The sequence below is a fragment of the Agrobacterium genomosp. 2 str. CFBP 5494 genome, from assembly GCF_900013495.1.
Classification (GTDB): domain Bacteria; phylum Pseudomonadota; class Alphaproteobacteria; order Rhizobiales; family Rhizobiaceae; genus Agrobacterium; species Agrobacterium pusense.
This window is the reverse complement of the sequence record NZ_LT009718.1, coordinates 659,772-680,391: the sequence shown is the minus strand read 5'-3', so window position 1 is coordinate 680,391 and position 20,620 is coordinate 659,772. Positions and strand designations below refer to the sequence as shown.

22 protein-coding genes are annotated in these 20,620 nt (G+C 59.4%); 2 read left to right on the top strand and 20 right to left on the bottom strand.

Going from position 1 to position 20,620, the window contains the following annotated elements; all coding sequences use genetic code 11:
- Positions 1–3: 3 nt before the first annotated feature.
- Genes truA through def form a run of 3 tightly spaced genes read right to left on the bottom strand, consistent with a single transcriptional unit; the run spans position 4 to position 2,297 of the window.
- The gene (truA, locus tag AGR2A_RS03200; protein ID WP_072493884.1) at positions 4–804 is read right to left on the bottom strand and encodes a tRNA pseudouridine(38-40) synthase TruA; all 801 of its coding nucleotides are present in this window, start codon (positions 802–804) and stop codon (positions 4–6) included.
- The gene (gene fmt, locus AGR2A_RS03195; protein ID WP_072493883.1) at positions 804–1,739 is read right to left on the bottom strand and encodes a methionyl-tRNA formyltransferase; all 936 of its coding nucleotides are present in this window, start codon (positions 1,737–1,739) and stop codon (positions 804–806) included. Before fmt ends, truA begins: the two co-directional genes overlap by 1 nt.
- Before the next feature lie 45 nt (positions 1,740–1,784).
- On the bottom strand, positions 1,785–2,297 hold the full coding sequence (gene def / locus AGR2A_RS03190; protein WP_004439632.1) for a peptide deformylase: 513 nt from the start codon (positions 2,295–2,297) through the stop codon (positions 1,785–1,787).
- A 149-nt stretch (positions 2,298–2,446) separates the two neighbouring features.
- On the opposite strand from def, the gene AGR2A_RS03185 reads away from it, so the two are divergent.
- On the top strand, positions 2,447–3,640 hold the full coding sequence (locus AGR2A_RS03185) for a DNA recombination protein RmuC (protein WP_072493882.1): 1,194 nt from the start codon (positions 2,447–2,449) through the stop codon (positions 3,638–3,640).
- Positions 3,641–3,694: 54 nt separating this feature from the next.
- Positions 3,695–4,594, top strand: a complete 900-nt coding sequence (locus tag AGR2A_RS03180; RefSeq protein ID WP_072493881.1) for a ribokinase — start codon at positions 3,695–3,697, stop codon at positions 4,592–4,594.
- A gap of 63 nt (positions 4,595–4,657) precedes the next feature.
- On the opposite strand, the gene trmB is transcribed toward AGR2A_RS03180, so the two are convergent.
- From trmB to murJ, 17 genes are all read right to left on the bottom strand, one after another.
- Entirely contained in the window at positions 4,658–5,356 is a 699-nt protein-coding gene (gene trmB, locus AGR2A_RS03175) for a tRNA (guanosine(46)-N7)-methyltransferase TrmB (RefSeq protein WP_072493880.1), read from the bottom strand.
- A gap of 170 nt (positions 5,357–5,526) precedes the next feature.
- Positions 5,527–6,789: a methionine adenosyltransferase gene (metK, locus tag AGR2A_RS03170; protein WP_004439623.1), complete on the bottom strand. Its 1,263-nt coding sequence runs from the start codon at positions 6,787–6,789 to the stop codon at positions 5,527–5,529.
- 191 nt (positions 6,790–6,980) lie between these two features.
- Positions 6,981–7,400, bottom strand: a complete 420-nt coding sequence (locus AGR2A_RS03165; RefSeq protein ID WP_004439621.1) for a helix-turn-helix domain-containing protein — start codon at positions 7,398–7,400, stop codon at positions 6,981–6,983.
- A gap of 132 nt (positions 7,401–7,532) precedes the next feature.
- A complete protein-coding gene (gene lnt, locus AGR2A_RS03160) occupies positions 7,533–9,122 on the bottom strand; it encodes an apolipoprotein N-acyltransferase (protein WP_072493879.1) in 1,590 nt (529 codons plus the stop codon).
- Positions 9,123–9,326: 204 nt separating this feature from the next.
- Positions 9,327–10,466, bottom strand: a complete 1,140-nt coding sequence (locus AGR2A_RS03155) for a hemolysin family protein (protein WP_004439615.1) — start codon at positions 10,464–10,466, stop codon at positions 9,327–9,329.
- Positions 10,467–10,481: 15 nt separating this feature from the next.
- A complete protein-coding gene (gene ybeY, locus AGR2A_RS03150) occupies positions 10,482–10,988 on the bottom strand; it encodes an rRNA maturation RNase YbeY (protein ID WP_006698908.1) in 507 nt (168 codons plus the stop codon).
- Positions 10,989–10,998: 10 nt separating this feature from the next.
- Positions 10,999–12,054 carry a PhoH family protein gene (locus AGR2A_RS03145; protein ID WP_004439610.1) on the bottom strand — a complete coding sequence of 352 codons (1,056 nt, stop codon included), beginning with the start codon at positions 12,052–12,054 and terminating at the stop codon, positions 10,999–11,001.
- A 40-nt stretch (positions 12,055–12,094) separates the two neighbouring features.
- The gene (gene miaB, locus AGR2A_RS03140; RefSeq protein WP_072493878.1) at positions 12,095–13,534 is read right to left on the bottom strand and encodes a tRNA (N6-isopentenyl adenosine(37)-C2)-methylthiotransferase MiaB; all 1,440 of its coding nucleotides are present in this window, start codon (positions 13,532–13,534) and stop codon (positions 12,095–12,097) included.
- A gap of 62 nt (positions 13,535–13,596) precedes the next feature.
- Positions 13,597–14,394 carry a lysophospholipid acyltransferase family protein gene (locus tag AGR2A_RS03135; RefSeq protein WP_045532949.1) on the bottom strand — a complete coding sequence of 266 codons (798 nt, stop codon included), beginning with the start codon at positions 14,392–14,394 and terminating at the stop codon, positions 13,597–13,599.
- Positions 14,395–14,424: 30 nt separating this feature from the next.
- Positions 14,425–14,853 carry a Fur family transcriptional regulator gene (locus AGR2A_RS03130; protein ID WP_004439602.1) on the bottom strand — a complete coding sequence of 143 codons (429 nt, stop codon included), beginning with the start codon at positions 14,851–14,853 and terminating at the stop codon, positions 14,425–14,427.
- A gap of 64 nt (positions 14,854–14,917) precedes the next feature.
- Complete coding sequence (locus AGR2A_RS03125) at positions 14,918–15,412, bottom strand: GNAT family N-acetyltransferase (RefSeq protein ID WP_072493877.1); 495 nt, start codon at positions 15,410–15,412, stop codon at positions 14,918–14,920.
- A gap of 43 nt (positions 15,413–15,455) precedes the next feature.
- Positions 15,456–16,124, bottom strand: coding sequence for a tRNA (adenosine(37)-N6)-threonylcarbamoyltransferase complex dimerization subunit type 1 TsaB (tsaB, locus tag AGR2A_RS03120; protein ID WP_072493876.1), 669 nt, complete (start codon positions 16,122–16,124; stop codon positions 15,456–15,458).
- A 17-nt stretch (positions 16,125–16,141) separates the two neighbouring features.
- Positions 16,142–16,705 carry a NifU family protein gene (locus tag AGR2A_RS03115; protein WP_006698903.1) on the bottom strand — a complete coding sequence of 188 codons (564 nt, stop codon included), beginning with the start codon at positions 16,703–16,705 and terminating at the stop codon, positions 16,142–16,144.
- 144 nt (positions 16,706–16,849) lie between these two features.
- Positions 16,850–17,341: a universal stress protein gene (locus tag AGR2A_RS03110; protein WP_003503758.1), complete on the bottom strand. Its 492-nt coding sequence runs from the start codon at positions 17,339–17,341 to the stop codon at positions 16,850–16,852.
- Positions 17,342–17,454: 113 nt separating this feature from the next.
- Positions 17,455–18,519, bottom strand: a complete 1,065-nt coding sequence (gene trpS / locus AGR2A_RS03105) for a tryptophan--tRNA ligase (RefSeq protein ID WP_072493875.1) — start codon at positions 18,517–18,519, stop codon at positions 17,455–17,457.
- A gap of 103 nt (positions 18,520–18,622) precedes the next feature.
- Positions 18,623–19,027: a VOC family protein gene (locus AGR2A_RS03100; RefSeq protein WP_045532956.1), complete on the bottom strand. Its 405-nt coding sequence runs from the start codon at positions 19,025–19,027 to the stop codon at positions 18,623–18,625.
- Positions 19,027–20,616, bottom strand: a complete 1,590-nt coding sequence (gene murJ / locus AGR2A_RS03095; RefSeq protein WP_034496109.1) for a murein biosynthesis integral membrane protein MurJ — start codon at positions 20,614–20,616, stop codon at positions 19,027–19,029. The genes AGR2A_RS03100 and murJ overlap by 1 nt, the downstream gene beginning before the upstream one ends.
- Between the last annotated feature and the right edge of the window lie 4 nt (positions 20,617–20,620).

Here is a 20,620-nt window from a genome sequence, read left to right as displayed (position 1 = left end):
ACGTCAATCCGCATCCTGCATCACCTCGGCTTCGGGGTGGCGGCGCGGCGGAATGACGTCGGGATAATCGACCTGCATGAAATAAAGACCGTCCGGCGGTGCGACCGGGCCACAGGCTTTTCGATCGCGTGCCTCCAGTGCGGCACGCACGTCCTCTGGCGTCAGCGTGCCTTCGCCTGCCAGTTTCAGCGTGCCGGCGAAAGAGCGGATCTGGTTATGAAGGAAGCTCTGCGCCGTCGCGCGTATCTCGATGAGATCGCCATTGCGCGTCACATCCAGCCGGTCGAGCGTGCGCACGGGGCTCTTCGCCTGGCAGTGCACGGAGCGGAAGGTGGTGAAATCATGCCGGCCGACGAGCATCTGGGCAGCTTCATGCATGCACTCGTGATCGAGGTCCTTCGACACCCACCACGCCCGCTTGTGCTCCAGCGCCAGCCGGGCTTTGCGGCAGATGATGCGGTAGAGATAGTGCCGACGAAGGGCGGAAAAACGGGCGTCGAAATCCTCAGTCACGGAAGCGGCATCGAGCACGGCCACCGCTTCACCCGCCATGGCGAGATGCGCATTGAGGGCATTGCGAAGCTTGTAGGGCTCCCAGTCTCGCGAGAGATCGACGTGAACGACCTGGCCAACGGCATGCACGCCGGAATCGGTGCGGCCAGCGCCGCGAATGGAAACGCTCTCGCCGGTCAGCGACCGAACCGCAGCCTCCAGCGCACCCTGAACCGAGGGGCCGTTTTCCTGTCTCTGCCAGCCATAATAGGGCGTACCGTCATATTCGACGGTCATGCGGAAGCGTGGCATCAGCCGAGCCTCGTAGTGGCCGGAACCGGGGTACCGCGCACGAAATCGGCCGCCGACATCGGCTTGCCACCCGCCTTCTGCAAACGGGTGAGCCGTACGGCGCCGCTGCCGCAGGCAATGGTGAGAACATCATCCAGTGCGCTGCCTGCCTCGCCCATTCCGCTGGCGAGCTCGGACGCCAGTACCTTGACGCGCTCGGGCTTGCCGCCGATCTCCATCTCCAGCCATGCGCCGGGAAACGGCGAAAGGCCGCGAATATGATTATGCACATCCTGCGCCGGTCTTGAAAAATCGATACGGGTTTCACCCTTGTCGATCTTTGCGGCGTAGAGCACACCCTCTTCCGCCTGTGTGACGAGGGGCAGGTCATCTGCTTCCAGCTTGTCCATCGCCTGACGCATCAACCGAGCGCCTGTCAGCATCAGGCTGTCATGCAGCTCGCCGGCCGTCATGTTCTCGGCAATCGCGACTTTAGCGGTCAGCGCGACAGGGCCGGTATCCAGACCCTTTTCCATTTTCATGACCATCATGCCGGTTTCGGTGTCACCCGCCATGATCGCCCGCTGGATGGGAGCCGCGCCGCGCCAGCGCGGCAGCAGCGAAGCGTGACCATTGTAACAGCCAAGCCGCGTGCCGGAGAGGATCGCTTCAGGCAGCAGCAGCCCGTAAGCCACGACAACAGCCACATCGGCGTCGAAGTCCCGGAATTGCTGGCGATCTTCCTCCGCCTTGAAATTCAAGGGTGTCAGTACCGGTAAGCCCAGCAGTTCCGCAGCCTGATGCACCGGCGATTTCTGCAGATCAAGGCCGCGACGGCCGCCTGGACGCGGTGGCTGGGTATAGACGGCAGCAATCTCGTGGCCCGCTTCCACCAGTGCACGCAACGTCGGAACGGAAAAATCCGGCGTGCCCATGAATATGATGCGAAGAGCCATGATTGCCCCCTGCCCTGTCTTCCGCTCCGTCAGCTGTGCGACGGATCAGACTTTTGCGCGGGCTGCTTTCGTGAATTTCTTGATGACCATGTCCCGCTTCAACCGCGAGATATGGTCGATGAACAGAACACCATTCAGGTGATCGATCTCATGCTGAAGGCAGGTTGCCAGCAGACCATCCGCCTCGACCGTCTGCTGCTTGCCGTCACGACCGACATATTGCACCGTGAGCGACGCAGGGCGCTCCACCTCGGCATAATAATCGGGAATCGAGAGACAGCCTTCCTCATAGGTGGAAATGTCATCGGAAACCTTGAGGATTTCCGGATTGATGAAGACGATCGGGGTCTTTTCTTCGCCTTCACGCGCAACATCGATCACCAGCAACCGGCGCGGCACACCGATCTGGATGGCGGCAAGGCCGATGCCGGGGGCATCATACATCGTTTCCAGCATGTCGTCCGCCAAACGCAGCACCTCGGCATCCACCTTTTCGATGGGCTTCGATTGCTGGCGCAGCACGGGATCGGGCAAAATGATAAGCGGTTTGATGGTCATGGCTTCCCATAACGTATCTCTCGCGCGGAGGAAATAAAAAACACGACGATGAAAACGGCTCGCGGCATCCGTTCTGCCGGACTCATTTCCGCCGCAGGAATGTTCTTGTTTTGATCTTCCGAATCAATCGAAATCTGCTAGATTTAGTCATGAACATAGACTTCTCCGTTCTCCTTCAACCCGCGCTGCGGGCCGGCTCAGTCGATATCAGCTTCGGCGCGCTTCTCGCTGCCGCGATTTTCGGCCTTGTCGTTACATGGCTTGTGACGGCGAACCGGTCGAAGAAAGCTGGGGCCGATGGCGAGATCTCCGACCTGCTCAAAACCCAGTCCGAACTGCATGGCCGGATCGCGGCCATGGCGGAAACGCTCGGCACGCGTCAGACGGAGATGAGCCAGACGCTGAACCAGCGTCTTGATGGCATGTCGCAGCGGCTGGGCGAAACGCTGACGGAGCAGACCCGGTCTACCCATGAAAATCTGAGCCGCCTTCAGGAGCGCCTGGCGGTCATCGATGCCGCACAGGGCAATATTCAGGATCTGGCCAAGGACGTGGTCGGGCTTCAGGCGATACTTTCCAACAAGCAGACACGCGGAGCCTTCGGACAGGCGCGCATGGAGACGCTGATCGCCGACGCCCTGCCGCCGGGTGCCTTCCAGCTGCAGCCGACACTTTCCAATGGTTACCGACCGGACTGCACCATCAAGATGCCAAACAATGCGCCGCCGCTCGTCATCGATGCCAAGTTTCCGCTGGAAGCATGGAACGCCATCAAGGCGGACGAGACGCCGGAAACCAAACGCGCCGCCGTGCAGCAGTTCCGCCGGGACATGGAAGTGCATATTCGCGATGTCGCCGAGAAATATCTCATTCGCGGCGAGACACAGGATACCGCCTTCATCTTCGTGCCGTCGGAATCGATTTTCGCCGATATTCACCAGCATTTCGAGTATCTGGTGCAGCGCGCCCACCGCGCCCGGGTGGTCATCGTTTCGCCATCGCTGCTGATGCTGTCGGTGCAGGTCATCCAGTCCGTGCTCAAAGACCAGCGCATGCGCGAACAGGCGCATCTCATTCAGGGTGAGGTGGCGCTGCTCATGGACGATGTGCGGCGGCTGGACGATCGGACGCGGAAGCTGCAGGCCCATTTCGGGCTGGCGCAGAAGGACGTCGACATGATGCTTATCTCCTCCGACAAGGTACTGGCGCGCGGACAGAAAATCGAGGGCCTCGATTTCTCCCCGACGGAAAAAGACGCGCCGCACGGAGAAATCGAACAGGCGCGTCGCTTTGCCGAAAACCGAGCCGGTGCGGCCAAGTTGCGGGTGGTTGACGACGAGTGATCGTCTCGGGCAAAGTCGCCGCCTTGCTTAAATTTCATACGGACCCAGCGCCCCATGATTACTGTTTTCGGCTCCATCAACATGGACCTCGTCGCGACCGCCAAACGTCTGCCCAAGCCCGGTGAAACCGTAACGGGAGAGACATTCTCCACGGCCGCCGGCGGCAAGGGAGCCAATCAGGCGCTGGCCGCACGGCGTGCGGGCGCCACGGTCAAGATGGCGGGCGCTGCGGGTGATGACACCTTTGCCGCTCCAGCACTAACCTTGCTGCGCGACGCGGGAACCGATCTGTCATTGGTCAAAACCGCGCCCGGCCCGACTGGAACGGCGGTTATCCTGATCGGCGAAGGCGGAGAGAACATGATCTCGGTCATTCCCGCTGCGAATGGTGAGGTCTCGGCATCGGACGCGGCAAAGACCATATCCGAAATGGCTGCAAGCGATATTCTCATGCTGCAGTTCGAGATACCGGCACCTGCCATCGAAGCTGCACTGACGGCCGCAAAGGCGAAACGCGTCACCACCGTCATCAACACAGCACCGCTGACCGCGGACGGACCGCGTCTCGCCGGCCTTGCCGATATCGTCATCGCCAATGAAACCGAGTTCGAGCTGCTGATCGGCAAGAGTGGCCTCTCCAGCGACGAGCGGGAAAACGAACTCAAGGCCCTTCACGAGAGGACCGGCCAGACTTTGATCGTCACGCTCGGTGCGGATGGCGTGATCGCCATTCGTAATGGCAAGCTCTACAGGGCTTCCGGCCTGAAGATCGAGCCGGTCGATACGGTTGGTGCGGGCGATACCTTCTGCGGATATCTCGCCGCGAGCCTCGATCAGGGAATGGATTTCGAAAGGGCTCTGAAGCGGGCCGCAGTCGCAGGCTCGCTCGCCTGCACGCGTGCCGGCGCGCAGCCTTCCATTCCGCAGGCAGCGGAAGTTGACGCGGCCCTTTAAGGGGTCTTGCCGTTAGCGCATTTTCCGGACGTAAAACCGCTGCACACTTTTACTTGAAATGCTTTAGCGACGGATGAAGGTGAGATAGGCCGAGCTGCGGCCTTCTCTTTTTGCCTTGTTCTCGTAACGCGTGCCCGGCCAGTTGGCATAGGGCGTGCGCCAGTCATCAGCGCTTGTCGCCGTCCATTCAAAGCCGCCATGCCGGGCGCAATGTTGCAGCGTCCAGTTGACGTAAGTGTCGATGTCAGACGCAAAGCAGAACTTGCCGCCGGGTTTCAACACACGATGGAAACGGGCGAGATTGACGTCTGACACGAAACGCCGCTTCCAGTGCTTCTTTTTCGGCCAGGGATCGGGATAAAGCAGATCGATGTGATCGATCGATCCTTCAGGCAGCCAGTCGAGCAGCTGCGTCGCATCATCGTCGTAAAGGCGGATATTCATCAGTTCACGTTCGCGAACCGTGGCAAGCAGTTTGGCCATGGAATTGACGAAGGGTTCGACACCGATGAAACCCGTCTCGGGATTTTCGACCGCGCGGTGGGCGAGATGTTCGCCACCGCCGAAACCGATCTCCAGACGGATCGATCGCACATCTGCCGGAAAGAGCGCGGCGAGATTTTGCGGGGGCGCGCTTTCCAGATCGATTTTCAGCAAAGGCAGCAGATTTTCGATCGTATCGACCTGCTGATGGCGCAAAGGCTTGCCCTTGCGTCTGCCAAAAAACGCTTCCGTCGCGCGCGAACGCCGTTCTTCCGTCATCTCATACTCTCAAGACCAAATAGACTTAACCCGCACAGCACCCCGTGAGGCACTGTGCGGGTTACAAAACTCGGTGACGGTATCTCTCAATCGCCGCCAAATAACAAGCGCGATATCCAGTTGACGCATTTTCCGGACGTAAAACCGCTACGCACTTTTACTGGAAATGCTTAGGCGCTCAAAGCTTCCTTGAGCGGTTTCACCAGATCGAGCTTCTCCCAGGAGAAGGAGCCGTCACGGCCAGCCTTGCGGCCGAAATGGCCGTAGGAAGACGTCTTGGCGTAGATCGGCTTGTTGAGATCGAGATGACGGCGAATGCCCGATGGCGAAAGGTCCATGACCTTGCGGATCGCAGCCTCGACCTGATCTTCGCTGACCTTACCGGTGCCATGCAGATCGACATAGATCGACAGCGGCTGGGCAATGCCGATTGCATAGGAAATCTGAATGGTGCAGCGCTCGGCGAGGCCGGCAGCCACGACGTTCTTGGCGAGGTAGCGGGCGGCGTAGGCGGCGGAACGGTCGACCTTGGTCGTGTCCTTGCCCGAGAATGCGCCACCACCGTGCGGGGCAGCACCGCCATAGGTGTCGACGATGATCTTGCGGCCGGTCAGACCGGCATCGCCATCAGGGCCACCGATGACGAACTTGCCCGTCGGGTTGATATACCACTGGCAGTCGTCAGCGATCTTCAGATCACCGAGAGCTTCGCGGATATAGGGTTCGACAACGGCGCGAACCTTTTTCGAATCCCAGCTTGCATCGAGATGCTGCGTGGACAGCACGATGGACACGGCTTCGGAAGCCTTGCCGTCGACGTAACGAACCGTCACCTGGCTCTTGGCGTCGGGGCCGAGCTTCGCCGCCTCGCCTTCGCCGCTTTTACGGGCGGTCGCCAGCAGCTGCAGGATACGGTGGGAATAATAGATCGGCGCCGGCATGAGGTCAGGCGTTTCCTTGCAGGCGTAACCGAACATGATGCCTTGGTCGCCGGCACCCTCGTCGCCCTGCTTGTCGGAAGCGTTGTCCACACCCTGCGCGATATCAGCCGACTGCGGATGCAGGAGAACGTCGATCTTGGCGGTCTTCCAGTGGAAACCATCCTGCTCGTAGCCAATATCGCGGATAGCCTTGCGGGCGGCGGATTTGAACTTCGAGGGATTGATAACCGGATGGCCGGCTGCGTCCTTGAGGACCTTGCCGTCCTTGTCCTTCTTCAGCAGCGTATCGGGAACCCGAACCTCGCCCGCAATCACGACGCGGTTGGTCGTTGCAAGCGTTTCGCAGGCGATGCGCACGGTCCACGGGTCCACGCCCGTTTTGGCCGCTTCACGGTAAATGAGATCCACGATTTCATCGGAAATACGATCACAAACCTTGTCCGGATGACCCTCGGCCACGGACTCGCTGGTGAACAGATAATTGGCACGCATGCGGGATTCCCCTCAAAGAACGGTCTTCGAGTTTGTTAGTCATTTCGGCCGCGAAAAACAAGGACACAACCACATAAATATATCTTTATGTGAGAATTCCTTTTTAATCTGGCACAAAAAAACGGTCCCTGCGGACCGTTGAGTGCCCGGCATCCCGTGCCGGAAATTTTCTGCGCTGCAGGGGCCGAGCCCTACTCGGCATCGCCCTCGGCGGCGAGCGCCTTGACGAGGTCTACCAGACGGCGACGGACTTTCGGGTCGGCGATCTTCACGAAGGCGCGGTTCAACTGCAAACCTTCAGCCGAAGACAGGAAGTCGACGACGTAATTGGAGCTCGAGGCTTCCGCCATGCCGGATGTACCGCCAGCCTGATCGCCGGGTGCGTCTTCGAAAAAAAAGGAAACCGGTACATTGAGGATCGCCGAGATATTCTGCAGGCGGCTGGCGCCAACACGGTTCGTGCCCTTTTCGTACTTCTGAATTTGCTGAAAGGTAATTCCGAGACTTTCACCCAGTTTTTCCTGGCTCATGCCGAGCATGGTTCTGCGAAGACGAATTCGGCTTCCGACATGAATGTCGATGGGGTTAGGCTTTTTCTTATTTTCGGTCATCATGCGGTCCTGACACTCGGATGGGTTGATATATCGCTTCATTACTATTCGAAGAAATGAGCCGGTATTTCGACAGCAGCTAAACTTGTTTTACGACTGACGTATTCACTATGCAATTGCAGGAGTTCCCGGTCAATTCTGGCGCCGGGCAAAACTCCAGGCAGGAAATACCGCAGCGATCATCATCACGGAAAAAATCAACCAGAAATACGTCCGATGTGTGTCGTAAGTAAATGCGTCGTTTGACCCACCACTCAAAGTGGCGTCAACAATGCCCACCCGACCGTAATCCAATCCGGCAATAATGCGGCCATAAGGGTCTATAACCGCCGAGATACCCGTATTGGCACCGCGAATCACCGGCACACCCGTCTCAACCGCCCGCACCCTGGCCTGAAGAAAGTGCTGATACGGCCCAGGCGTATCACCAAACCAGCCGTCATTCGTCACGTTGAGGATCGCCGCCGAGCCAGCGAGAGCCGGAGTCATCTCACCGGGAAAAATGATCTCGTAACAGATCAGCGGATAAAAGGTCTTTCCGGATGGAAGCGTCAGGGGCGTGCGCGAAGAGGCTGCTGAAAAGCCCCCGGGCAGGGCGATGACATTATCAATGCCAAACTCCCGCAGGATACCCTCGAAGGGAACATATTCTCCAAAGGGGGTCAGATGGACCTTGTCCGTCGCGCCGATGATTTCTCCCTGACTGTCGATGGCGTAGACCGAGTTATAATAACGCGGCGGCCTGCCAGCACCCGCATCTTCCATCCTGACGGCTCCGGTGAAGAGCACCTGCCCGTCTTGCAGCGTCTTTGCGATCTCGGCCAGCGCGTCAGGATTTTGCGTCAGGATGAACGGCACCGAGGTTTCGGGCCAGACAATGATGTCGGGGCGCTTTTTGCCTTCGCCCGGAGGCAGGGCTGTCAACCGCAGATGCTCGCCAAAAATCTCGGCGCGGTCATCATTCAGCATCTTGCGAGACTGATCGATGGACGGTTGGACGATTCTGACTGTCACCGCATCTGCCGGTGTCTCCGCGGGTGTCTGGAGGCGGTAGAAGCCATAACCCACATGGCTGGCCAGCAGCAGCGCCGCCAGGGAAAGGCCGGGCCACATGCCTTTTCTCGTGGCGATGAGCGCGGGGGAGGCGAAGATGAAAACGGCTAGCGTGGTCACACCAAAAAGACCGATCAGATGCGCCGACTGCATCATGACCGGGATCGGCATGATGCCGTAACCTATGGCGTTCCACGGAAAGCCCGTCGCCAGGAAACTGCGCAGCCATTCCGTAAATCCGAATGCGGCGGCAAGGGCGGCGATCCGGCCTAGACCGTTCGACCACACAAGATTGGCCGCAGCAACCGCGAAACCGTAAAACAGCGCCAGAAAGGCCGGAAGCCCAAGGATGGCAAGCGGCAGCGCCCAGGCAAATTCATCCGCTTCAAGCAGAAGCGCGTTGCCCAGCCACCACAGGCCAGCCACGAAATAACCGAGACCGAAACACCAGCCTATACCAAAAGCGGGAAGGATGCGGCTGAAGAGGCCGCCGCCCGGCTTGCCGGTGCAGCCATCCACCAGCCAGACCAACAGAGTGAAAGACAGGAAAAGCGCTGCGAAGAAACCGAATGGAGGCAGGGCGAGCGCTCCGACCGCGCCTGCAGCAATCGCCATCACTGCGCGGCTCATGCCGCCGGCCAGCATCACCCTGCCTGCAAGACGCTCCATGCCATCTCCGTATCATGCGCATCCGGAAACCCGCTCCAGACAAGCCATTCCGCGAAATTTCCCTTTGTTTCGACGTAAAGGAAAAAAGATTCGCCGTCCACATCAGGCAGGGCAGATGGAGCGGGATCTCATGCCCGGGTAGTCGAACCCGCAGAATCCGGAAGATCAAACGGCGGGATCGACGGGGGTTACCCGTCTATCCTTTCAATCCACGTTCTGCTGATGGGCTATCAACCGCGTCTCCGGCGGCGGCAATGCAATCACCTCACCGGCATCGCCGGGGGCGCGGTCGTCTTCCCCTTCGGAGCCATGATCGCGTACGATACGGACACCCTTGATACGCCTCGTATCCGCATCGAGGATCTGAAACTCGAAACCGGGCACTGCGCGAACGACCTCGCCCTTGGCGGGAATACGGCCCAGCGCGAAGAAGATGAGTCCACCGAGCGTATCGATTTCTTCCAGATGTTCGCGCACGTCGAATTCCGGACCGATAGCCTCGGCAAGTTCGGTGAGTTCCGCGCGGGCATCCGCCACGAGCACATCGGCAGAAAGACGCGAGAACATCGCCTCGTCCTTGTCGTGCTCGTCGTCGATGTCCCCAACCACCATCTCGACGATGTCTTCATGGCTGACAAGACCGTCGGTACCGCCATATTCATCGATCACCACCGCGAGCTGGGTTCTCTGGGCCTGCATGGTCTTCAGAAGATCGGAGGCCAACATGGACGGCGGCGCGAAAAGAATCTTGCGCACCAGCCCGGCGTCAGCAACCGTCTTTTCCAGATCGACCCGCGCCAGATCGAAATTCGGCCGCGGCGACCGCGGCGCCTTCACTTCACCGTAAGCGACGCCACGCGATCCCACCCGGCGCTTGTTGCGAGCCTGTTTGGCAACATAGGCAAGCAGATCGCGGATATGGATCATCCCCTTGGGGTCGTCCAGCGTCTCTTCATAAACCGGCATGCGGGAACGTCCGGTTTCCTCAAACAGAATCAGCGCGTCACCGATCGTCATATTCTGATCGAGACCGTCAATATCCACCCGCGGGATCATGATATCTTCGACCCTGATCTCACGGAAACGGAGGATGTTGTGTAGCATCGCCCGTTCTTCGGGCGTAAAGGCGGCGCCTATTTCAGTGTCGTCCATTAGCGCGTCGGTCAGATCCTCGCGCAGGCGCTCACCCTGAGACGGTTTCAGCAACCGCGCGATGCGCGACCAGATGGTCGATCTCGGTTTGGCATTGTAGTCCTGACGTAAGTGACTACTGCCCTCCTCCGAAGAGGACTGCTCGCCGTTTTCTCTGCCCTCATTGGCAGGTCGTGCAGAATGTTCGTTCATGGCTCCAGACAATATTTAAAGCGGTTCTTGACCCGCATAGGGATCAGATAGGCCAAGCACCGCCAAAATGCGAGTCTCAAGCGACTCCATTTCTTCCGCTTCTTCCTCGTCCATGTGGTCATAACCAAACAAATGCAGGAACCCATGAACGAGAAGATGGGTCAGATGATCCTCGAAACTCTTCTCAAGTTCAAGGGCCTCTCGCTCTACCGTTTCTCTCGCGACGACGATATCGCCCAGCATAGGGCCGGGCATTCCGCCCGGTTCCAGCGGAAAAGCAGGGAAAGACAAGACGTTGGTCGCCTTGTCCTTGTCACGCCACTCGGCATTGATTTCCCGGATATTTTCATCGTCGGTGAAGACCAGCGAGAGCTCGACCGGCATTTTCGGGAAGGGTTGATCCTCTTCCCGCTTCAGAAAATCGACCGCCGCATCCAGCGTCTTTGACGCAAAGGCAGACAGGTCCTCTTCCGAGGACCAGCCTTCGGCCTCGACGCTGATTTGAATATCCAGAGCTGTCATTGTCTTTTCGTCAGTCGCCCTTCAGCAGGCTCTCATCCGGCACAGCCGTATGGGATTCATAGGCCCGGACAATGCGCGCCACCATCGGGTGACGGACAACGTCCACATCCTTGAACCGCACAACGGACACGCCTTCCACATCCGTGAGGATCTGCAGGGCTTCCACGAGGCCAGACTTCACGCCGCGCGGCAAGTCCACCTGGCTTGGGTCGCCGGTCACAATCATGCGACCGTTTTCGCCAAGGCGCGTCAGGAACATCTTCATCTGCATCGTCGTCGTGTTCTGGGCTTCGTCCAGAATGACGGCGGCATTGGCAAGCGTGCGGCCGCGCATGAAAGCCAGAGGTGCAATTTCTATGACGCCCGCCTGAATGGCGCGCTCCACCTTGTCTCCGGGCATCATGTCATACAGCGCGTCATAAAGCGGGCGGAGATAGGGATCGACCTTTTCCTTCATGTCACCAGGCAGGAAGCCCAGACGCTCACCCGCTTCAACGGCGGGACGCGAAAGGATGATGCGATCGACCGCGCCACGCTCCAGCAGCTGCGCGGCATGCGCCACGGCCAGATAGGTCTTGCCCGTGCCGGCGGGGCCAACACCGAAAACGAGTTCGGATTGTTCCAAGGCGCGCATATAGACGTCCTGCGTGGGCGTCCGCGCCGAAATGGTTTTCTTGCGCGTTGAAATCTGCGCCATGGAAATCTTCGCCTTGCGCTCCATGGTCGGCAGCGTCAGCTGGTCGTCCGCTGCGACGGCCATGCGGATCGCCCCCTCGACGTCAGAAAGCTCGACGGCGCCACCCTTCAGCAAACGCTCATAAAGGAAATCAAGCGCGCGGCGGGCCTGATTGGTGGAGACCACATCGCCGGTGATGGCGACCGAATTTCCACGCGGACGAGCGTCGATATTAAGGCGCTGCTCCAGAAGCTTCAGGTTCTGATCGAACTGACCGAATAGCTCTCCCGCTATCCTGTTATTCTCGAACGTGAGGACGAAGTGATTGGCGTCGGTCGCGGCTTGGCGTGGCTGGCGCGATGAATTTGATACCAATTCGTGTGCGTTCAAGCGGTCAGGCTCCTGTCCCAATCAGTGTCGGCTCCCCACTCTAACTCTCTGCCACCTCGGCAAACAAGCTGTTTGGACCCGTTGCGGTGATTCGTACATTAACAATGTCACCGATTTTCAAAGTCTTTGCATCAAGATTCACGGATTGCAGCCACGGAGAACGACCTATCAACTGCTCAGTCATGCGGCCGGGCTTTTCCAGCAGCACATCCATGGTCTTTCCGACCAGCGATTCGGCAAATTCCTTCTGTTGCCGCAGCAAGAGAGCCTGCAATCTTTCCAGCCGCTCGGCCTTCACGTCTTCCGCAACCTGGTCCGTGAGGTCGGCCCCCGGCGTGCCGGGACGGGTGGAGTATTTGAACGAGAAGGCCTGCGCGTACTTCACCGTTTCGACCATCGCCATCGTATCTTCGAAATCGCGATCCGTCTCGCCGGGGAAACCGACAATAAAGTCTCCAGACATGGCAATATCAGGGCGGGCGACGCGGATTTTTTCAATAAGCTGGATATATTCCTCGCCCGTATGGCGACGGTTCATCGCTTTCAGAATTCGGTCCGAACCGGACTGAACCGGCAGATGCAGATAGGGCATCAGGATGCGCAGGTCGCGATGGGCGCCGATCAGGCGATCGTCCATGTCGCGCGGATGGCTGGTGGTGTAGCGAAGCCTCGCAAGGCCCGGAATTTCCGCCAGCCGGTAAAGCAGTTCGGCAAGGCCCCATTTTTCGCCCTTCGGGCCTTCGCCCTGCCAGGCGTTGACGTTCTGCCCGAGCAGCGTGATCTCACGCACGCCGGCATCGACAAGCTTCATCGCCTCATCAACAATCTGGCGCACGGGACGGGAAACCTCCGAACCGCGCGTATAGGGCACGACACAGAAGGTACAGAACTTGTCGCAACCTTCCTGCACGGTCAAAAAAGCCGTAACACCGCGCGTTCGCAGCGTGGATTTCTCGGCAACCGGCAGGTGTTCGAACTTGTCCTCAACCGCGTATTCGGTCTCGATGACGCGCTCGCCTCCACGTACCCGTTTCAGTGCTTCCGGCAGGCGGTGATAGGTCTGCGGGCCGATGACGACATCCACGGCGGGCGCCCGGCGAAGGATTTCCTCGCCTTCCGCCTGCGCCACGCAGCCGGCAACGCCGATCATGAATTCCCGACCCTGCTCTTCGCGCGACTTTTTCATGTCCCGCAGGCGGCCAAGCGCGGAGTAGACCTTTTCCGCCGCCTTTTCTCGAATGTGACAGGTATTCAGCAGAACCAGGTCCGCCTCGCCCATATCCTCCGTCTGAACATAACCGTCCTTCGCCAGCGCATCGCTCATGCGGACGGAATCGTAGACGTTCATCTGACAGCCATAAGTCTTGATGAAGACTTTTCTGCTGTTTGCCCCATCGCGCGCGATGGATGCGGGCTGGCTGTTCGAACCCTCGCGGGCGATCATGGGTGGGGCGTCAAGGCCAAGCGTTTCCTGGGTCATGGCGGCTATCTAGTGTTTTTCACGGCCAGATTAAACAGAAAAATGCCGGAAAAGCTACGATCTCACGAATTCCGCCAGCCGCCGCGCAGACTGAAGGCCAGCATTGAGCGGATGGAGGCGGCGATATCGGTCGCCAGTCGCTTGCGGTTGTCGGTGCTGTGGAACGGGACGCTGTCACCAAATGTCACGTCGACATCGATGGCGCCCGCTTTGATGATGCCGAGCAGATGCGGCACGAGCGTGATGCTGCCCGGCCAGGCGGCGATGACGCGATGGTAGCGCCCCATCGCCATGCCATGCAGCCGCGTATAGGCGATGGCGACCGGCTGGACATAAACAAGCTTGCCCGGTACCTGTTCTGCGGCGGTGGACGCCGCACCGAAGAGGGAGGATTTGACGGCCAGCATGCGGTTTCCATCCGAGGTGGTTCCTTCGGGAAAGAGGACAACGATCTCGCCATCGGCCATGCGGCTGGCGATCTCGCTCACCTGCATGCCGGTGCTGCGTTTCTGCTCGCGTTGAACGAAGATGCTTTTCTGCAGCCGCGCGAGCCAGCCGAAAACCGGCCAGTCGCGCACCTCGGTCTTGGCGATGAACACTACGTCGGCAATGCTGCCCAAAACGAGGATGTCTTTCCATGAGGCGTGATTGACCGCGAGCATTAACGGCTTTGCCCGCTCCACTTCCCCGTGGACATGCACGCGTATACCGAGAACATGGCAGGCGATACGATGCCAGACGCGGGGAATGCGGCGGCGGAGCCGCCAGTCGAAGGCAAGGCCCAGCAGTTGAAGCGGCAGCAAAACAAGCGTGACGATCAGGAGTACGACCGCAATATAGGCTGTCCGCAGCCACATCATGATGGGAACGCCCGCTTGTTCACCGGCGTCTCAGTGTTCGCCAGGCTTCAATGGCACGCCGTAAAGTTCCAGCCGGTGATCCACGAGCCTGAAGCCGTGTTCGCGGGCGATCTTCTCCTGCAGAGCTTCGATCTCGGCCGAGTGAAATTCAATGACGACGCCATTCTTCAGGTCGATCAGGTGATCGTGATGCTCTTCAGGCACGGTCTCGTAGCGTGAACGGCCGTCGCGAAAATCGTGACGCTCGATGATGCCGGCATCCTCGAACAGCTTCACCGTTCTATAGACGGTGGAAATCGAGATGCGCGGGTCCACGGCGGAGGAACGGCGGTAAAGCTCCTCGACATCTGGATGGTCGGCCGATTCCTGAAGGACGCGGGCGATAACACGGCGTTGATCGGTCATCCGCATACCGCGTTCGGCACAAAGCTCCTCCAGCGTTTTCGAAAGGTCTGTCACGTCTTATGGCCTTTTGAGAATTCCGGTTTGCGGCTTTCGCCGAAAAAATGCCTGTCGCAGGGAACTAGCGAAGATCGCGGCGCATGACAAGCGCCGTCGACTTCGTTCCATCCTTGGCGGTGTAATAGGCCTTGCGTTCCGCGACGGTTTTGAACCCGAGCTTCCTGTAAAGACCCAGAGCGGACGCGTTGTTATTATCAACTTCAAGGAACATGGTTTCTGCGCCGCGCATCATCGCCTCGCGGATGGCCGACTGCATCAAACGCCAGCCGAGACCCGCACGTGCGAACTTGTCGGCAACGGCCACGGTCAGGATTTCAGCTTCGCCCGCCACTTCCCTCGCCAGCACGAATCCACCGAGCGGCTTGCTGAAAAAGGCGTTTGTCTGCCGGGCAACGGCACCGAAAACCGATCCCTGCGTCAGCAGTCCCGAAAACTCCCCGTCGTTCCACGGGCGCGGAAAGCGCAGTGAATGCAGTTCCGCAACCGCGGCGCAATCCTCATGCTGCATCGGCACGATCTCGAAATAGGGCTTCCAGCTTAGATATTCGTCAAACATAACAGGAATCGGGAATCAGAAACATGCACTCATGCATGCCGTATCAGGCAACGTCCTGACGTGCCAGCGCAAAACCGGTTTGTGGCCGGGCATCCGGCCCACGCAGATAAAGCGGTGCCGGTTTCGCCTGCCCTTCCGGCTTGCGCGCGCCAGCACGGGCAACGGAGGCAATCGGAAAGTGGTCCGGCCCGGACCCGCTTTCCTCTCCTGCAAACAGCGGAGCGGCGGAGCCGATGACGGAACCATTAAAACCGGAAAGAACACTCTTGGCGTCATCCAGAGACAGAAGCGCCGCCTCGTTGAGTGGTAATCCGTCCATGCCGAATGTCTGGAGATAGGTTTCGCCACGCTTGGCATCCAGACCGACCGCCACTGGCCGGTCGGGGTTTTGCAGCAGATGATGCAGGGCGAGCGTTTCAAGCGTGGTGACGCCGACGGCCTCGACGCCGAGCGACAGGGCGAAACCGCGCGCCGCGGCAACACCGACCCGGATGCCCGTGAAGGACCCGGGGCCGATGGTCACGGCAATACGCCCGACATTCCGCAGCGACAGTTGCGCCTGCTCCAAGCCTCCATCGATCACGGCCATAAGCCTTTCGGCATGGCCCTTTCCAATTGTTTCGCAGACTTCTCCAAGCACCCTGTCCGAGGTGCTGTCATAGATACAGGCGGAACAATCCACACCTGCGGTGTCGAGTGCGAGAACAATCATGATCTGGCTTTACAGCATTATACCGCTTCGACTTCGCGCACTTCCGGCACGAAATGGCGAAGCAGATTCTGAACACCATGCTTCAGCGTGGCGGTGGAGGATGGGCAGCCCGAGCACGCGCCCTTCATGTTCAGGAACACAGTGCCGTCGCGGAAGCCGCGGAAGGTGATGTCGCCGCCGTCCTGCGCCACGGCGGGACGGACGCGGGTTTCCAGCAGTTCCTTGATGGTGGCGACGATGGTTTCATCACCCTCTTCGAAGAACTCGCCTTCCTCATCCGATACTTCGGCCGCAATGGCAGTGCCCATGATCGGGCGTCCGGACATGAAGTGTTCCATGATCGCGCCCAGAATGGCGGGCTTCAGGTGCTGCCATTCCGCGCCGTCCTTGGTGACGGTGATGAAATCGAAACCGAAATAAACGCCGGTCACACCCGGTATCATGAAGAGGCGCTCTGCCAGCGGCGAAGCCTGGGCCTGCGACGGGTTGAGGAACTCCACCGTTCCGCTTTCGAGCACGACCTTGCCCGGCAGGAACTTCAGCGTTGTCGGGTTCGGCGTGGCTTCCGTCTGAATGAACATCGTCTGTCTCCTTCGAGGTCGCCGTTCACGCCCCGCAATTTAGAATTCTTCCAAAAAATACGCCCGGCGAAGCTACACTTCAAGCCCTGACATGATAATTACATTCAAGAAATCGTCAGGCCCTGAATCTCGCCCGAAACCGGATCAGCAGAGAGCGTCGATTTCCTCATCGGACAAAGTATCCGGCAACACGGTGACGGGGATCGGGAAGGCTGCCCCTCGCCCGGCGATGGAGGAAACGAGCGGTCCCGGACCTTCCTTCGTCGATCCCGCCGCCAGAACGAGAATGGCGATATCGCGGTCTTCCTCGATCAGCCCGTGGATCTGCTCGGTGGCGCTGCCTTCGCGGATCACCGCTTCCGGCTCGATGCCGATCGTCTCGCGCACCTTCTGGGCGATCTTGGCAAGCGTGGCTTCCGCCTCCTCGCGCGCCTCGGCCCGCATGATCTGCTCGACGCCAAGCCACTGCTGGAAATCGCCTTCCGGGATCATGTAAAGCAGCACCAGTCCGCCATTGGAGTTCTTGGCGCGACGACCGGCATAGTGCACGGCCCTCTCGCATTCCGGCGTGTCATCGATAACTGCAAGAAACTTGCGCCGATGCCCTTCCAGACGCGACAGCCGTTTTGAAACCATTCTGCACTCCCTAGGTCCGCCGTGATCCGTAAACCGCCCGACGGTTCGGGCGGAGATTATATCAAATCACGACAGGCGCAAACCACCCGACGCATTCGAGCAGCGGCGACCTGTCAGCGCAGGAAGCCGATGATGTCGCGCACCTCGTTCATGGTCTTTTCGGCAATGGCGCCCGCCCGTTCGCCGCCCTGCTTGAGGATGGCGTCGATATGGGTCGGGTCATCGAGAAGGCGGCGCATCTCATTGTTGACGGGGGCCAGCACATTCACCGCGAGCTCGACCAGGGCCGGCTTGAAAGCCGAGAACTGTTGTCCGCCAAATTCGGAAAGAACCTCGGCCTTCGTCTTGTCGGAAAGCGCGGCATAGATGCCAACGAGGTTGTCGGCCTCGGGGCGACCTTTGAGGCCTTCCACTTCGCTCGGCAGCGCATCAGGATCGGTCTTTGCCTTCTTGATCTTCTTCGAGATGGCATCGACATCATCCATCAGGTTGATGCGCGACAGATCGGACGGGTCGGACTTCGACATCTTCTTGGTGCCGTCCTTCAACGACATCACGCGCGGGGCCGGACCGCCGATCAACGGCTCCACCATCGGGAAATAGGCGTGCACCGGCTCATCGCCGACCGTTATATCGAGCCCGAGGCCCGCCTTGCGGATATGGTCGCTGAAATCGATGTTGAATTTCTGGGCGATGTCGCGGGCGAGTTCCAGATGCTGTTTCTGGTCGTCACCAACAGGAACATGGGTGGCACGATAAACGAGAATGTCGGCAGCCATCAGGCTCGGATACGCAAGGAGGCCGAGCGACACCTGTTCGGCATTCTTGCCGGACTTGTCCTTGAACTGCGTCATCCGCTCCATCCAGCCGATGCGCGCCACGCAGTTGAACACCCAGGCCAGTTCCGCATGCTGCGGCACGGCCGACTGGTTGAAGACGATATGCTTCACCGGATCAATGCCCGAGGCGATGAAGGCGGCCGCGATAGAGCGGGTCTGCGCCTTCAGGTCCGAGTGAACGAGCTGGGCGGTGATGGCGTGCATGTCGACGACGCAATAGATGCAATCATTATCTTCCTGCAGCGCCACGAATTTGCGGATCGCGCCGAGATAATTGCCGAGATGCAGATTGCCGGTCGGCTGGACGCCCGAGAAAACCAGCGGCTTGAATGCGTTCATTGTCGTCCTCGAAAAGGCTTGTGGAGGGCCCCGCCCCGTGATTGGAATTGCACGCGCGCTTATGCACCCGCAGCCCCTCGCAATCAAGCGCTTTCAGGGCCTGTCAGCCGCGCGGCTCCAGAAGATCCCAACGATTTCCATAGGGATCGACAAAGACCGCAACGGAACCGTAAACCTCATGGCGAGGCTGTTCCACAAAGCGCACGCCGCGGGCAAGCATCGTCTCATAATCGCGATGGAAATTGTCGGTATGCAGGAAAAATCCGACACGGCCGCCGGTCTGGTTGCCGATGGCAAGGCGCTGCTCTTCACCATCGGCCTCGGCGAGCAGAAGGGCGCCACCGTCAGCGCCCCGCGGCTTGACCACCAGCCACCTCTTGCCGTCGTCCAGTGGCTGATCGGAGAGGCACTCGAAGCCGAGAACATCGCAATAAAACGCTTTCGCCCGATCGTAATTATCAACCACGAGGGTAACGAGGGCGATGCGGCGGTTTTCAGCAAAGGACATCAGCCAGCCTCCGTCTCGACGTTCTTTTTTCCGCGCTTGCGGACGGCCCGCTTCACCATGCCGATGTCGGCACCTCCAGACACGAAAGCCAGGACGAAATAAACCAGCATGGCGGCAAAGACGAGGCCCATGATCGTGCCGGCCCGCACGAAAATGGACGAGGCGGAAGACAGCTCGAAGGTCAGCCACGTCAGCGCATAATGCACAAATACGGCCATCAGTGCCGCGGCCAGGAGCAGGCGCGGGATACGGGTGAGTAGCGGAATATCCAGGTGCCAGTGACCGCGCCACAAAAGCATGCCGAACAGCAGGGCGGCATTCACCCAGCCGGCGGTGATTTCGGCAATGGCGATGCCGGGACCGCCGAGGCGCGGGAAGAGCGTCAGTGCCAGCGAGACATTCACGACAACCGAAATCGCCGCGAAAATCATTGGCGTGCGGGTATCCTCGCGCGCGAAGAAGCCCGGAATAAAGGCCTTGATGAGCACGAAAGCCGGCAGGCCCAGACCGTAGATGCCAAGAATTTGCGCAACGGTGAAGGTGGCCGAGGGCGAGAAATTGCCGCGCTCGTAAAGGAAACGAACGATGGGTTCGGCCATGACGAGAAGTGCCGCGGCAGCGGGCAGGGTTAGGAACAGCACGAACTCGACCGAGCGGTTCTGCAGGCTTCCGGCCTCCACCATATGGCCGCCGCGCAGCGCCCGCGCCAGTTCCGGCAGGAGCACCGTGGCAACAGCAATGCCGACGACGCCGAGCGGCAGTTGATAGATTCGGTCCGCATAGGCAAGCGAGGATATGACGCCTTCGCCGCCGGAAGCGATGTTGGTGTTGATAAGCAGATTGATCTGGGTAATGCCGCCGGTGATGGCTGCCGGCAGGGCAAGGACCAGAAGACGCTGCACGTTCTTGGTCAGCCGTGGTCTGCGGAAACCAATGCGCATGCCGGCATTGCGCACCGCAATCCAGACGATGGCGAGCTGCACAAGACCTGCCGCCATCACGCCCCATGAGAGCGCGTAACCGACCTGAAGCGGATCGTAATTTTTCCACCATGCCAGCGCGAGCACGCCGATGAGAATGATGTTGAGGAAAACGGGAGCAATAGCAGCCGCAAAATAGCGGTGCAGAGAGTTCAGCATGCCGCCCATCATCGCCGCCAGCGACATGCAGGCGAGATAGGGGAACATGATGGTGGCAAGGTGGATGGTGTTTTCGAACTTCACCGGGTCATCGACGAAACCGGGAGCAATCACCGTGCGCACGATGAAAGGCATCGACAGTTCCATCAGGATCGTCAAGGCCAGCAGCACCGTGAATAGGACGCCGAAGACCTCTTCCGAAAAGCGCCTTGCGCCTTCCATGCCATTCGCTTCGATTTCCTTGGCGAAAAGCGGCACGAAGGCAGAGTTGAATGCACCCTCGGCGAAAAGCCGCCGGAAGGTATTGGGAAAGCGGAAAGCGGCGTTGAAAGCATCCGCCACCGGCCCGGTGCCGACGGCGGCTGCCATCAGCGTTTCGCGCAGGAAGCCGAAGATGCGGCTGCCGAGCGTGGCTGTGCCGACTGTGGCGAACTTGCCGATGAGACTCATGGGA

What these genes read in the sequence shown, in the direction of transcription:
- metK (WP_004439623.1), bottom strand. Translation starts at nt 6,789, where the DNA reads ATGCGTGCCAATTATCTGTTCACCAGCGAGTCCGTGGCCGAGGGTCAT.
- AGR2A_RS03125 (WP_072493877.1), bottom strand. Translation starts at nt 15,412, where the DNA reads ATGTTTGACGAATATCTAAGCTGGAAGCCCTATTTCGAGATCGTGCCG.
- trmB (WP_072493880.1), bottom strand. Translation starts at nt 5,356, where the DNA reads ATGACGGAAGAACGGCGTTCGCGCGCGACGGAAGCGTTTTTTGGCAGA.
- fmt (WP_072493883.1), bottom strand. Translation starts at nt 1,739, where the DNA reads ATGGCTCTTCGCATCATATTCATGGGCACGCCGGATTTTTCCGTTCCG.
- AGR2A_RS03180 (WP_072493881.1), top strand. Translation starts at nt 3,695, where the DNA reads ATGATTACTGTTTTCGGCTCCATCAACATGGACCTCGTCGCGACCGCC.
- def (WP_004439632.1), bottom strand. Translation starts at nt 2,297, where the DNA reads ATGACCATCAAACCGCTTATCATTTTGCCCGATCCCGTGCTGCGCCAG.
- AGR2A_RS03165 (WP_004439621.1), bottom strand. Translation starts at nt 7,400, where the DNA reads ATGACCGAAAATAAGAAAAAGCCTAACCCCATCGACATTCATGTCGGA.
- truA (WP_072493884.1), bottom strand. Translation starts at nt 804, where the DNA reads ATGCCACGCTTCCGCATGACCGTCGAATATGACGGTACGCCCTATTAT.
- AGR2A_RS03135 (WP_045532949.1), bottom strand. Translation starts at nt 14,394, where the DNA reads ATGATGTGGCTGCGGACAGCCTATATTGCGGTCGTACTCCTGATCGTC.
- AGR2A_RS03185 (WP_072493882.1), top strand. Translation starts at nt 2,447, where the DNA reads ATGAACATAGACTTCTCCGTTCTCCTTCAACCCGCGCTGCGGGCCGGC.
- trpS (WP_072493875.1), bottom strand. Translation starts at nt 18,519, where the DNA reads ATGAACGCATTCAAGCCGCTGGTTTTCTCGGGCGTCCAGCCGACCGGC.
- tsaB (WP_072493876.1), bottom strand. Translation starts at nt 16,124, where the DNA reads ATGATTGTTCTCGCACTCGACACCGCAGGTGTGGATTGTTCCGCCTGT.
- lnt (WP_072493879.1), bottom strand. Translation starts at nt 9,122, where the DNA reads ATGGAGCGTCTTGCAGGCAGGGTGATGCTGGCCGGCGGCATGAGCCGC.
- miaB (WP_072493878.1), bottom strand. Translation starts at nt 13,534, where the DNA reads ATGACCCAGGAAACGCTTGGCCTTGACGCCCCACCCATGATCGCCCGC.
- AGR2A_RS03110 (WP_003503758.1), bottom strand. Translation starts at nt 17,341, where the DNA reads ATGGTTTCAAAACGGCTGTCGCGTCTGGAAGGGCATCGGCGCAAGTTT.
- ybeY (WP_006698908.1), bottom strand. Translation starts at nt 10,988, where the DNA reads ATGACAGCTCTGGATATTCAAATCAGCGTCGAGGCCGAAGGCTGGTCC.
- AGR2A_RS03155 (WP_004439615.1), bottom strand. Translation starts at nt 10,466, where the DNA reads ATGAACGAACATTCTGCACGACCTGCCAATGAGGGCAGAGAAAACGGC.
- murJ (WP_034496109.1), bottom strand. Translation starts at nt 20,616, where the DNA reads ATGAGTCTCATCGGCAAGTTCGCCACAGTCGGCACAGCCACGCTCGGC.
- AGR2A_RS03100 (WP_045532956.1), bottom strand. Translation starts at nt 19,027, where the DNA reads ATGTCCTTTGCTGAAAACCGCCGCATCGCCCTCGTTACCCTCGTGGTT.
- AGR2A_RS03115 (WP_006698903.1), bottom strand. Translation starts at nt 16,705, where the DNA reads ATGTTCATTCAGACGGAAGCCACGCCGAACCCGACAACGCTGAAGTTC.